The sequence below is a fragment of the Chryseotalea sp. genome (assembly GCF_057350905.1).
Window position 1 is genome coordinate 621,472 of record NZ_JBMRCF010000001.1, and the last position, 12,488, is coordinate 633,959.

Annotated in this window: 11 protein-coding genes and 1 tRNA gene; 6 read left to right on the forward strand and 6 right to left on the reverse strand. The window is 42.1% G+C overall.

What is annotated here, in order from left to right:
* The first annotated feature begins 32 nt into the window (after positions 1-32).
* From nhaC to ACO1XM_RS02795, 5 genes are read left to right on the forward strand one after another with little or no spacing between them, the layout of a single operon-like run.
* The gene (gene nhaC / locus ACO1XM_RS02775) at positions 33-1,490 is read left to right on the forward strand and encodes a Na+/H+ antiporter NhaC (protein ID WP_486225584.1); all 1,458 of its coding nucleotides are present in this window, start codon (positions 33-35) and stop codon (positions 1,488-1,490) included.
* A complete protein-coding gene (locus tag ACO1XM_RS02780; protein ID WP_486225585.1) occupies positions 1,471-2,076 on the forward strand; it encodes a 3'-5' exonuclease in 606 nt (201 codons plus the stop codon). The genes nhaC and ACO1XM_RS02780 overlap by 20 nt, the downstream gene beginning before the upstream one ends.
* A 4-nt stretch (positions 2,077-2,080) precedes the next feature.
* Complete coding sequence (gene ubiE / locus ACO1XM_RS02785; protein ID WP_486225586.1) at positions 2,081-2,803, forward strand: bifunctional demethylmenaquinone methyltransferase/2-methoxy-6-polyprenyl-1,4-benzoquinol methylase UbiE; 723 nt, start codon at positions 2,081-2,083, stop codon at positions 2,801-2,803.
* 1 nt (position 2,804) lies between these two features.
* Positions 2,805-3,581, forward strand: coding sequence for a type IX secretion/gliding motility protein PorT/SprT (porT, locus tag ACO1XM_RS02790; protein WP_486225587.1), 777 nt, complete (start codon positions 2,805-2,807; stop codon positions 3,579-3,581).
* Positions 3,581-4,336, forward strand: a complete 756-nt coding sequence (locus ACO1XM_RS02795) for an SDR family NAD(P)-dependent oxidoreductase (protein ID WP_486225588.1) — start codon at positions 3,581-3,583, stop codon at positions 4,334-4,336. The genes porT and ACO1XM_RS02795 overlap by 1 nt, the downstream gene beginning before the upstream one ends.
* 354 nt (positions 4,337-4,690) lie before the next feature.
* On the opposite strand, the gene ACO1XM_RS02800 is transcribed toward ACO1XM_RS02795, so the two are convergent.
* The 6 genes from ACO1XM_RS02800 to ACO1XM_RS02825 form a co-directional block, all read right to left on the reverse strand.
* Positions 4,691-4,762 (reverse strand) — tRNA-Glu (locus tag ACO1XM_RS02800).
* 283 nt (positions 4,763-5,045) lie between these two features.
* Positions 5,046-6,683: a chaperonin GroEL gene (groL, locus tag ACO1XM_RS02805; RefSeq protein WP_486225589.1), complete on the reverse strand. Its 1,638-nt coding sequence runs from the start codon at positions 6,681-6,683 to the stop codon at positions 5,046-5,048.
* Between the two features lie 21 nt (positions 6,684-6,704).
* Positions 6,705-6,983, reverse strand: coding sequence for a co-chaperone GroES (locus ACO1XM_RS02810; RefSeq protein ID WP_127120589.1), 279 nt, complete (start codon positions 6,981-6,983; stop codon positions 6,705-6,707).
* Between the two features lie 189 nt (positions 6,984-7,172).
* Positions 7,173-8,345 carry a PepSY-associated TM helix domain-containing protein gene (locus ACO1XM_RS02815; protein ID WP_486225590.1) on the reverse strand — a complete coding sequence of 391 codons (1,173 nt, stop codon included), beginning with the start codon at positions 8,343-8,345 and terminating at the stop codon, positions 7,173-7,175.
* Positions 8,346-8,523: 178 nt separating this feature from the next.
* Complete coding sequence (locus ACO1XM_RS02820; RefSeq protein WP_486225591.1) at positions 8,524-10,899, reverse strand: TonB-dependent siderophore receptor; 2,376 nt, start codon at positions 10,897-10,899, stop codon at positions 8,524-8,526.
* Between the two features lie 118 nt (positions 10,900-11,017).
* Positions 11,018-11,659, reverse strand: coding sequence for a LuxR C-terminal-related transcriptional regulator (locus ACO1XM_RS02825; RefSeq protein ID WP_486225593.1), 642 nt, complete (start codon positions 11,657-11,659; stop codon positions 11,018-11,020).
* 88 nt (positions 11,660-11,747) lie between these two features.
* Between ACO1XM_RS02825 and ACO1XM_RS02830 the strand changes: the two genes are divergently transcribed.
* Positions 11,748-12,461, forward strand: a complete 714-nt coding sequence (locus ACO1XM_RS02830) for a hypothetical protein (protein WP_486225594.1) — start codon at positions 11,748-11,750, stop codon at positions 12,459-12,461.
* Positions 12,462-12,488: the final 27 nt, after the last annotated feature.

The window sequence follows — 12,488 nt, forward strand, 5'->3', positions numbered from 1 at the left end:
CCTTTATTTTGTTCATTTGACCTTACTTTTTCATGACTGAAACCAAGCGTGTTCCTGCTCTTTGGCAGGCCCTCATCCCCATAGCTGTTCTGGTGTTATTATTAGCGGTTAATGTGATCATTTTTGGTGCTGATGCCACGGGTGGCCCCAACCAGGTGGCTATGGTTATCGCTGCAGGTGTGGCGGGTATTTTCTCTGTCAGGTTAGGTTATAAATGGTCAGAGATTGAGCACAGCATTGTAAAAAGCATCAGCTCAGCCATGGCTGCCATCCTTATCTTAATGGTCATTGGTGCTTTGTCAGGTACCTGGTTATTGAGTGGTATAGTTCCTGCCATGATTTACTACGGTCTTAAAATATTGAATCCTACCATTTTTTTGTTTGCAGCAACCATTGTCTGCTGCATTGTTTCATTGGCAACTGGTAGCTCGTGGAGCACGGTAGCAACTGTTGGTATTGCATTATTGGGTATTGGTAAAACCCTTGGTATTTCAGAGCCGCTTATTGCAGGTGCCATTATTTCTGGTGCTTATTTTGGCGATAAAATGTCTCCGCTTTCGGATACAACCAATCTTGCGCCAGCGATGGCGGGCACTGATTTGTTTACGCACGTTCGGTATATGATGTATACGACAGTACCCACACTGATAATAACACTGGCTGTTTTCTTTGTCTGGGGCTTTACATTAGAAACAGGAGATACAGCAACAGAAACTGAAGCTGTTATGCAGGCCATTGATTCAGCCTTTAATCTTAATCCTGTTCTTTTTGTAGTGCCGGCTGTGGTAATTTTTATGATTATAAAGAAAGTGCCAGCGCTTCCTGCATTATTGATTGGCTCGTTGTTAGGTGGAGTTTTTGCTATCATTTTTCAGCCACACATCATCAATCAGGTTTCTGGAATCAGTACAGATTTCTTTAAGTCATCTTTCCTTGCGGTTATGAAATCAATGTCGGCATCGACCTCTATCCAAACTGATAATGAGATGATAACAGGGTTACTCTCATCCAAAGGTATGTACGGTATGATGAACACGATTTGGTTAATCATTTGTGCCATGATGTTTGGTGGAGTAATGGAATCCTGTGGCATGTTGCGAGTTATAGCTGAGAGAATTATCATGTTTGCACACTCTACAGGCTCACTAGTGGCTTCAACAGCTGCGACTTGTATCTTCTTCAACCTCACAGCCTCAGACCAGTACATGGCCATTGCAGTGCCGGGCAGAATGTTTGCTGATACGTATCGCAAGCGTGGATTAAAACCAGAGGTGTTGAGCAGAACCTTGGAAGATTCAGGAACGGTAACCTCTGTATTGATTCCATGGAATACTTGCGGGGCAACACAATCCAGCGTGCTAGGTGTTTCAACCTGGGCCTACGCACCATTCGCAATCTTTTGTTACATCAGTCCGCTCATGACGGTGCTGCAGGCATATTTGAATTATAAGATCAGAAGGTTTAGTGACGATGGGACAAAACAAGCTTAACGAAGACAATATCTTTACCAACTCTATAACGCACGAAGAGATACAAACCTTGCCCCTTCATGCCTATAAAGGACATGTTTCTGTCATTACTGATCCTGTAAAACTTACACGTTCCTTAAAAGAAATGGAAAAGGCGGGTCATCTTGGTTTCGATACGGAAACAAGGCCCGCTTTTGTAAAAGGACAACGATACAACGTAGCCCTTATGCAATTTGCAGCCGAAGAAAGAGTATGGCTGGTAAGATTGCAGCAAACCGGTTTTATTCCTGAGCTAAGAGACTTTCTTGAAAATACAACAGTTCACAAGGTGGGTGTAGGATTGAGAGACGATTTGAATGCCTTGCAACGCTTACAGCCATTTTCGCCAGGTGGTTTTGTTGAATTGACACAATTGACAAAGCAGGTTGGCGTAGAAGTTGAAAGTGTAAAAAAACTAACTGGCTTGCTTTTGGGTTTTAGAATATCAAAGAGCGCACAAACCTCCAATTGGGAAGCTCCCACACTTACGGAAAAGCAAATAGAATATGCGGCTACCGATGCCTGGGTGTGTTTGCAGATGTATAGAAAAATTGAACAGCGATTATAATAACATGGCGGTAGTACCTTATAAAGAAGAGAGCGGCAGTAAGAAGGAGCAAGTGGCTAAGATGTTTGATAACATCAGTCATCGCTATGATTTCCTTAATCATTTTTTGAGTATGGGTATAGATAAGGGTTGGCGTAAAAAGGCCATCAACTATCTAAAACCTTTTAAGCCCAAGATGCTGTTGGATGTAGCAACCGGAACCGGGGATTTTGCCATTCAGGCATTAGACCTTAACCCCCATAAAATCATTGGTGTAGATATTTCTGAAGGTATGCTCAATGTGGGCAGAAAAAAGATGGCCGACCGGGGATTCAGTCATAAGATTGAGATGAAGTCCGGAGACTCAGAGAACTTACCTTTTGCCGATAATACATTTGATGCTGTAACTGTAGCATTTGGGGTTCGCAATTTCGAAAACCTGGAAAAAGGCTTGGCCGAAATCAGGAGAGTATTAAAGCCGGATGGTAGAATTGTGGTACTTGAGTTTTCAAAGCCGAATTCATTTCCCTTCAAACAGTTGTACGGGTTTTATTTTAAGAACATACTCCCCAGAGTAGGCTCTTGGTTATCAAAGGATAGTGCAGCCTATACTTATTTACCAGAATCAGTGGATGCCTTCCCATACGGAAAAGATTTTTTGAACGTTCTAAGCAAAGTCGGTTTTACTGAAACTACAGACCGGCCATTAACATTTGGAATCAGTTCGATATATACCGGTAAAAAATAACATGCAGCAGGTTTTCTCGACAGATAGATACTCAGTTGCCAGTTTAAGGCTTCAGATATACTCTGCCGCTTTGGTATTAATAGCTTTGTTGTCTACTAGTCAGTCAGTTTCAGCCCAATATTATACCAATAAAAGGTACGAAAATAAAAACAATCCCAACTACGATCAGCGTAAGAAGTTAACCTATGGATTTTTAATTGGACTGCATACAACAGCCTATCAGATAAAATATTCAGATGCCTTTGTAACACCCGCCTTTGATTCAGTTTATTCGGTTGATCCTGAATGGAGGCAAGGTTTTGCACTTGGTTTTATCGTGAATTATAGAGTAGCAGAGTTTCTGGATCTGCGTCTCACACCGCAGGTGGCTTTCTACGAACATGCATTGGCCTATCGCTATCTGCGAACGACAGGCCAGCCTACGAATGAACAGGTAATTGAGACTACCATGGTTGAGTTACCTATTTTAGCAAAGTACCAATCCATTCGCAGGGGTAACTTCAGGATGTACATGATTGGTGGTGTAAAGCCAGGCATTGAAGCTTCAGGAAAAAAGGATCTGGATGCCATTACCAGCAGATTAAGCGTGCGCGAGTTTAACCTGGCTATCGAGGGAGGGGTTGGCTTCGACTTTTATTATCCCTTGTTTAAGTTTTCTCCTGAGATCCGCTTTTCGAAAGGGCTCAGCAATCTGTTAAAAGATCCGAATAATCCTTTCGGTCAACCACTTTCAAGAATTAATACTAATACCATTACCGTTTACCTTGTTTTTCAATAATGACAAAACGAATTGCATTGATCACTGGCGCTACTTCCGGCATAGGCGCTGCCACGGCCAGGTTATTAGCTAAAAATAATTTTAAACTGATCCTGTGCGGTCGCAGGGTAGACCGCCTGCAGGCAATGGTTGATGAGTTGCAGTCCTCAACCGAAATTCATACACTAAGTTTTGATGTGCGTGATCAGCAAGCAACTGCTAAAGCATTGCAAAGTCTTCCTGTTGAATGGAAAGCCATTGATGTATTGATTAATAATGCCGGCAATGCACATGGCCTGGATCCGATTCAGACAGGTGCTATTGCAGATTGGGACGCCATGATTGACATTAACGTGAAAGGTCTCTTGTATGTATCCAAAGAAGTTATTCCTGGTATGACCGATCGCAGACAGGGACATATCATTAACATTGGTTCTATTGCAGGTAAAGAAGTATATCCCAATGGTAATGTGTATTGCGCCAGTAAGTTTGCTGTAGATGCCCTCACTAAAGGCATGCGTATGGATTTATATCCTTTCGGAATAAAGGTAACGGGCATACATCCAGGCCTGGTAGAAACAGAATTTTCAGTTGTAAGATTTAAAGGTGATGAAGAGAAAGCAGCTACGGTTTATAAAGGCTTAGAACCACTTAAGCCAGTAGATATCGCAGATGTTATTCTGTATGCACTACAAGCACCTGCACATGTAGTGCTGGCAGATGTCACTATTTTTCCCACTGCGCAGGGAAGTGCCTCTTTGGTAAAGAGGGGCTAGTTTCCTATTCGAAATAAATCAGTTGACAGTAGGCAATGACTGGTACAACTAAGTATCACGCTTTGGGTCTTCCCAATTAGAAAGTTTTTTTCTTTTTAAAGTATCGTCTCACATTGTGGTATCTTAAATAAACCACAGCGCTCGTAGAGGTTTGCAAAGAAGAAGTTGTTGCTCTGCGAACCTTCGCGCTCTTTGCGCTTAGGAAGTATTTTTCGTCCGATGCAGAAGTGTTTTTTAAGTGCAGAGCTTGGAAAAGAAAAGTGCAGCACTTCGCGAACCTTCGTGTTCTCTGTGGTTATAAAACAAAAAACCCTTGCAACTCATTGAATTACAAGGGCTTCGCACTATGGCTTGTAGTCCGTACGGGAATCGAACCCGTGTTACCAGAATGAAAATCTGGTGTCCTAACCCCTAGACGAACGGACCGTGCTAAATGGGAGTGCAAAGATAGTTTTAGGCTTTTTATTTGCAAACGCCAATTCAAAATTCTCTCACTTTTTTTCAAAAAAGATGAACTATATGCCACAGATAGCACAGATCAATAGGCTTTGTCTACCGGGTCGGTATAAGCTCCAGCAAATTATAGTTTTGGCAATAGCCAGGTGGCCTATAACAAAGCACTGCCTCTGTGTCTATTTGTGTAATTTGTGGCATAATAAAAAAGGCTTCCCCTTGCGAGGAAGCCTTTTACTAGTTACAGGTCAACTGATTACATCATGCCGCCCATGCCACCGCCCTGAGGCATAGCTGGTGCTGGATGTTCTTCAGGAATTTCAGACACTACTGCTTCGGTTGTTAACAACAAGCCAGAGATAGAGGCTGCGTTTTCAAGCGCTAAGCGAGAAACTTTAGTAGGATCGATGATACCTGCTTCGAAGAAGTTTTCGAACTTGTTCTCACGGGCATTGTATCCATAATCTTTCTTGCCTTCTTTCACCTTGTTCACAATTACTGAAGCTTCCTGACCGGCATTTTCAGCGATGGTCCTTAGAGGAGACTCAAGCGCCAGGCGAACGATGTTCACACCAGTTGCCTGATCTTCGTTGTCAAGACCAAGTGTTGTCAGGTCTTTTAAAGATTCGATAGCACGGATGTAGGCTACACCACCACCAGCAACGATACCTTCTTGTACAGCAGCACGTGTTGCGTGCAAGGCATCATCTACACGGTCTTTCTTTTCTTTCATTTCAACTTCAGTAGCGGCACCGATATACAGGATAGCCACACCACCTGAAAGCTTCGCTAAACGCTCTTGTAATTTTTCTTTATCGTAGTCAGAGGTTGTAGTCTCAATCTGTGCTTTGATCTGTGCTACACGACCTGTGATGTCTGCTTTTTTACCAGCACCATTTACGATAGTAGTATTGTCTTTATCAATGTTTATTTTCTCAGCACGGCCAAGCATGTCAAGCGTTGTGTTATCAAGTTTGAAACCACGCTCTTCGCTGATCACCTGTCCACCCGTTAAGATGGCGATATCTTCCAACATAGCTTTTCTGCGATCGCCAAAGCCTGGCGCTTTAACAGCCGCTACACGGAGGGCACCACGGATTTTGTTCACTACTAAAGTAGCTAAAGCTTCACCTTCAACTTCCTCAGCTATGATAACAAGTGGCTTGCCAGTCTGAGCTGTTTGCTCCAGTACAGGCAATAATTCCTTCATGCTGCTGATTTTTTTATCGTAGATCAAAATGTAAGGGCTGTCTAATTCCGCTTCCATTTTCTCTGCGTTGGTTACAAAGTAAGGAGATAGGTAACCGCGATCGAACTGCATACCTTCTACGGTCTTCACTTCAGTTTCAGTTCCTTTCGCTTCTTCAACCGTGATAACACCATCTTTGCCTACTTTCTCCATGGCATCAGCAATCATCTTACCGATCGTCTCATCGCTGTTAGCAGAGATGGTAGCCACTTGTTGTATTTCGCTTGAATCTTTGATTTTCTTGCTTTGCTTTCTAAGGTTATCAACAACGGCATGAACCGCCTTGTCGATACCACGCTTAAGATCCATCGGATTAGCGCCAGCGGCTACGTTCTTGATACCGTGTGCATAGATAGATTGTGCCAATACGGTCGCAGTTGTAGTACCATCACCGGCTGCATCAGCAGTCTTAGAGGCAACTTCTTTTACCAATTGTGCACCCATGTTTTCGATTGGGTCTTTCAATTCAATTTCCTTAGCTACTGACACACCGTCTTTTGTAACTGTAGGAGCTCCGAATTTCTTATCAAGAATGACGTTACGTCCTTTAGGACCAAGGGTAACTTTTACTGCGTCTGCTAATTTGTCAACGCCTTTTTTCAGTCTGTCGCGTGCAGAGGTATCGAATGTAATTTCTTTAGCCATTGTAGTGATTGTTTGAGTGAATTAAATAGTACCGAAAATGTCAGAGTTACGCATGATCAGGTATTCTTTACCTTCGATGGTAATTTCTGTACCAGCATACTTACCGTACAGGATGTTGTCACCAACTTTCACTGTTACAGGTTTGTCTTTTAAGCCATCGCCAACGGCTATAACTTTTCCTTTCTGGGGCTTCTCTTTAGCCGTGTCGGGAATGATAATGCCAGAAGAGGTCTTTTCTTCTGCAGGAGCTGCTTCCACAAGCACTCTGTCTTCGTTGGGTTTGAAGTTAATTTTTGACATATACGTACTGAATAATTAGGTTGAAATATTAATGATATGACGTGGCTTGTCAGATATTGTGCCATAGCCAAAAATCGAGCGAATAAAAGACATTTTTTCCATTTTAAGCCTTTTAACCTCATTTTCAGACAGGTACTTGTCAGGTGTCTGGCTGAAAAATGGCAAGATGGCAGGAATGCAGCGCGGAGATCAGACGGTAATTACCTCCTTGGTGTCAGGGAATGACTCTCCTTTTGGTGTGGTAACTACCTTTTCAGCCTTCTTTTTATTTCTGCGACCCCACCAAATGAAGGTTCCGGTAACAGGTAGGAAGGCGGCAATCAGGCTGGCAAAGAACGCCAGCAGTTTGCCGGCAAAACCCATGATGGCTCCGGTATGAATGTCGTAATTCATGCGGATCAGTTTGTCGGCCGCAGTGGCTTTCTCGTGCTTGCCATAGATCTGGTTAGCTTCTATTTCTGCTAGAGTATATTGATTGAAGAAGCGATAGTCTGCCTTCCAGTAAGTGAGCCGATCGGGATTGATCGTGGCTGCGATGGCACCTGAATCACTCTCTGGGAAATGCACTTCCAGGATTTCAGCCTGTGGATTTTCAGTGCGAAGTCTTGCCCATAAAACATCTACGGGTTGCTGAAAGGTAGCGGTAGATTTTGGGCTGTGCTGCTCTTCATAAATGGCCGCCTTATCACCACCAGCCATTAAATAAACACCTACGCCAAACCATTGAAAGCCCCAGACCAATCCGGTGATGGCAAGTATGAGGGTTATGAATAAGGAATAAAAACCAAATACATTATGCAGGTCATAATTCTTTCTGCGCCAGCGTGCATTCCATTTAATAGTAAAGCGTTGCTTGGCTTTATTTTTTTTAGGCCACCATAACACTATACCTGTGATAAGCATGATCAGAAAAATGAGGCAAGAGGTGGCGACAAGCGGTTGTCCGATGGAAGCGGGTAACCATAAATAATAATGACCTTGCAAGACTTGGTAGAAAAAGTCGTGCGACATGTTTTTTACCTTCAGCACTTCACCTGTATAAGGATTGATGTAAACCAGGTAGTAATAAAAAGGATCAAACTCATAGAAGCTTACAAAGGCAGCTCTTGCTTTCCCTTCGTATTGCACACCGTGAATTTTCTTGCCAGGCAATTTTGCCTCTGCTATGTCTTTGAGTATAGAAGGTGGCAGGAATGCAGCACGTTGTTCATTTACATGCCTGTAGTCTTGTGTGAACTCCTGTAAATCATATTGAAATGCGTATATGCACCCCGTTATGGAGACAATAAAAACCACTAGCCCGGACGTTAGTCCGAGCCAGAGGTGAAGTTTGCCAATGATCTTTTTAAAATTGGACTGCATTATTTTTTTTTAACTAAATCAATATTGTGTAACTAATATTTGGTACTTTAAATAACCACTTGATTTTCTTGATTCTTCTATCTCTCTCTAAAGGAGAGAGGTAGGAGTGAGGCCAATTAAAAAAGCATCAAGAAAATCAAGTGGATGAGGATGATTTTAATTTTTAGTCTGACGCTTATTAAAACTTATAGTTAAGACTTAATGAAATGTTGCGCAGGTTTTGTGGTGTTACTGTTGACCAACCTGAGTAGTATTTTTTATCCGTCAGGTTATTTACTTTCAAAATGATACCGTACTTATCGCCATTGTACGAAAGGGCTGCATTCAGTACTGCATATTCCGGTAATACAAAAGTACCTGTAGTTGATCTGTTCAAGGTTTTGTTTTCGCTTGCATAGTTACCACCGAAGCCAAGACCTAAACCTTTTGCAGCGCCATGCCTAAGCGTATAGTTTATCCATAGGTTAGCCAATTGCGCAGGTCCCGCTTCTTCAGGACGCAAGCCCAGATAACCATCACCAGGATTGTCTTTAACGATCTCACTGTCATTATTGCTGTAGCCCGCAATAATGTTCAGTCCTTCAATTGGGTTAGCTATTAAGCTGACTTCAAAGCCAGTGCTTTGCGCTTCACCACCTTGTATAGAGTTGTTCTGATTATCCGGATCCACCATCACCCTGTTCTTTACCGCGATGTTGTAATAAGAAGCCGTGGCAGATAGTTTTCCATTGAGCAGATTACTCTTTACACCGAATTCATATTGGTTAGCTTGTTCAGGGTCAAACGTTACCATACGAACATTGCTGCCGTCAATGTCAGATACTTCAGCAGGAGCAACGTTGGTAAATCCATTCAGGTAATTACCAAATACTGAAAGTTTTTCAGGAAGTAATTGATACACCAAACCAAACTTGGGTGAGAATGCATTTTGGTCTTTTACATCGTCAGTTGCGTAATATGAAGTTTTACCACCAAACTGATCAAAACGTATGCTGGCTAACACCGATAGGGAAGGTGTTAGGTTGATTACGTCCGAAACATAAGCACTGATCACTTCACTTTCTGCAGTAGATACCCCTTCACTTGAACCTGCCAGTAAATTGTCTACAGCAGCTTTCGTTAATACACCAGTGTCGGCTCCATCAGCCAATGTAACTGATCCTCCCAATACCCAACCCGTGCTGGCATTGTGAATGGCTGAGTTGAAGTAATCAAAACCAATCAATACTTTGTTCTCAACATTGCCAATGGAGAAATTACCAATGAAGTTTTGCTGAATGTCTGTAGTATTGGTTTCTCCATTACGTTTAGAAATATATCTTCCGAAAGTATTGCCATCGCTGAAATCCCATAGGTAATGATAGTAGCCATCTGTTTTTGCACTGCTTCTCGATACCACTGTTTGTGATGTCCACGCCTCAGAAAGTTTATACAAGGCTTGCGCCTGTATACCCATCGTTGGGTTTTTAATAGAGAGATCGTTGCTGGTAAAAGAACGTGAATAGTACTTTTCAAAAATATCGAGTGAGTTAAAAGACAGTGCTGAATAACGGCTCAGGAAAATCATGGCAGGGTTGGCCGCCTCTGCATTCATAAACTCCGTATTGATCAGGAAAGTAAGTTTTTCAGTAGCCTTAAACTTGAAGGATGGCGCTATGAAAAAAGACTTTTTAAAACCGGCATCCTGAAAGGAGTTTTCGCTATGATACGCAGTGTTAATACGCGCAAAAGCCTGCTCACTTAATGGAAGATTAACATCTGCCGTAAAACGGTTCAAGGCATTGCTCCCGCTGATGTAAGTAAGCTCTCCACCCAATGTTTCATAAGGCCTTTTAGTAGTTACGTTGATCAAACCACCGTAAGAAATAAGTGGGCTTCCGAACAATGTACCTGATGGACCTTTGATAACATCTATGGTTTCAATATTTACAGGATCAAGGCCACCGTTGTTAACGCTTGGCAAACCATTTACCATAGAAGGTTGTACGGCAAAACCACGTAAAGAAAAGAACTCAGCACCATCACCGCCACGCCCTGTTGATTCCCACAAACGTGTAACACCTGTAGCATTTTTTAAGGCATCATTAAAATTAGTCACTACCTGGTCTGCCAAAATTTCTTTTGAAATGGAGTTATAGACCTGCGGGTTTTCCAGGTCTTTTAGAGGTTGCTTGGCAACAATGGCGTTTTCATTGCGATAGTATCTATTGATGCGGGTATCCGTAACCATTATCTCAGATAAGGCAGTGGCCGTTTCATCTAAAGTAAAATCTACAATGCTTACTTCGTTTGCTTTTACTTCAACACTTTGTTCCTGCTTGGAAGCACCAACAAAAGTGGCCACTACTTGATAGGTGCCGGGCTTCAGATTACTGATCTGAAAGTTGCCTTCTTTATTTGTTACGGATCCTTTCGCTGTGCCTTTTATGGACACATTTACAAATTCTGCAGGTTTGCCATCGCTGGTTTTGATACTTCCTTTAATACTGCCGCTTTGGGCCATAAGTCCCATAGAAAACAGGGAAAAAGCTATAAGTAATATATTTCTTATCATCTTGTTTAGATTAATTCTAAACAAAGGTAGATTTGACTTGCGTCTGCGTCAATCGCTTATCTGGGCTATTTTTTAAATACCCTGAGGAGGGTATAGATGACTGTTCAACATAACATATTTACAATAAACCAAGGTCCATAGCCCTTACTACAAATTCTGTGGGAGATTTAATGTTGAGCTTTTTAATAATGCTTTTTCTGTGCGTATGTACAGTATGTGGACTTAGGTAAAGTAATTCAGCTACCGCTTGCGTCTGTTTTCCTCTGGCTAAAAGCGTTAGTACTTCCTTTTCTCTGGCGGTTAGTATGCCACTCTCAGCGACTTCATTCGGCTGGACGAAGTGCTTGTCCATGATGAGGTTAAGCACACTTTGGCAGTAAAATTTTTCACTTTTAACACTGGCTTCAATAGCCCTGTGGATTTCCAGTTCGCTACACTCTTTAGTCACATAAACAGGCGCTCCCGTTTGCAAAGCCCGTAAAATGAGTGTCTTATCTTTTTCGGACGACAATAGGAAAAGGGAAGTCTCCGGATAATCTGTGGAGAGTTTAGTCAAATCGTCCAGGCAAGCTTCACCACCTATACTATAATCGATTAGCAGAATATCTGGCCTGTGCTGCTGCAGGGCATCATGGAGGGCTTCATAACGCTTTACAATGTCCACAACCTGGGCTTCAGCATGTTGTGCAAGCAAGGCAATTGTACCCGCCAGGGTCAGGGCCTGCTTATCGGCTACCAATATGCGTTTTGGGGAGGTCATTAAGCTGCAAATATAATTTATTTAGACTTATTATAAACAAGCTTATGTAATTGGCTTTTTTATTATTTTAAGAGGTAAAATTCATTGTATGAACTTATCGAAAGACTGGATTACGCAGGGACTGATTGACTTCGAGTATAAGAAGTACATGTTGTTAGCTTACCTGCAAAATGTACGGCAATCCTTCAGTAGGGTAGAGTTGTATCCCTATTTAGGCGACTTGGTTTTTCACTTCAGAAATCTGCAGGAGTTAAAACGAACGAAGATGATTTTTAAAGATGCTTTTCCTAAAGAGCTTTCTATCGAGGATTTGCAAAGGCTGGAGTTGAGTTATAAGCAATTGGTGGAAGATGATTCGATTATGGAAGAATTGGAGGCTATCATAAATTATGCTTTGCCTCAATTTAAAAATTCATTAGAGGAAGGTTCCCTTATTTATGAACATGTAGAATCACAATGTGAATTGGCTCCGGTTGGAGTAACGCCCTTATATGCTAACGAAGGTTATTTGTTCATCAGTCAGCCTCCGGAAAGAGAAACGGCTATCTACCGGTATCAGGTAAGCATTTTCGAAGATAGTCATGAGCCGATGAGAAGTTTACAGACCATTTACCTGGAGACACAAATCCGTAGCCTGGCTACGACTTACGAGAACATGAAACTTGATTTGGTTAAGCGCTTTAAAGATCTGCCGAATCCAGCCACCTTTCTGGTATTATCTAAATCAAAATTTCCAGAGCAACAAACTTTACTACCTGTGGTGAAGCGTTTGTTTATTAAGCACCTTTCACGGGTGGCTTAACAAAACGGTACATATTTTACAATATAA

Bases quoted from the DNA above. Each gene is read 5' to 3' on its own strand.
- nhaC (WP_486225584.1), top strand. From the start codon at position 33: ATGACTGAAACCAAGCGTGTTCCTGCTCTTTGGCAGGCCCTCATCCCC.
- ACO1XM_RS02780 (WP_486225585.1), top strand. From the start codon at position 1,471: ATGGGACAAAACAAGCTTAACGAAGACAATATCTTTACCAACTCTATA.
- ubiE (WP_486225586.1), top strand. From the start codon at position 2,081: ATGGCGGTAGTACCTTATAAAGAAGAGAGCGGCAGTAAGAAGGAGCAA.
- porT (WP_486225587.1), top strand. From the start codon at position 2,805: ATGCAGCAGGTTTTCTCGACAGATAGATACTCAGTTGCCAGTTTAAGG.
- ACO1XM_RS02795 (WP_486225588.1), top strand. From the start codon at position 3,581: ATGACAAAACGAATTGCATTGATCACTGGCGCTACTTCCGGCATAGGC.
- groL (WP_486225589.1), bottom strand. From the start codon at position 6,683: ATGGCTAAAGAAATTACATTCGATACCTCTGCACGCGACAGACTGAAA.
- ACO1XM_RS02810 (WP_127120589.1), bottom strand. From the start codon at position 6,983: ATGTCAAAAATTAACTTCAAACCCAACGAAGACAGAGTGCTTGTGGAA.
- ACO1XM_RS02815 (WP_486225590.1), bottom strand. From the start codon at position 8,345: ATGCAGTCCAATTTTAAAAAGATCATTGGCAAACTTCACCTCTGGCTC.
- ACO1XM_RS02820 (WP_486225591.1), bottom strand. From the start codon at position 10,899: ATGATAAGAAATATATTACTTATAGCTTTTTCCCTGTTTTCTATGGGA.
- ACO1XM_RS02825 (WP_486225593.1), bottom strand. From the start codon at position 11,659: ATGACCTCCCCAAAACGCATATTGGTAGCCGATAAGCAGGCCCTGACC.
- ACO1XM_RS02830 (WP_486225594.1), top strand. From the start codon at position 11,748: ATGAACTTATCGAAAGACTGGATTACGCAGGGACTGATTGACTTCGAG.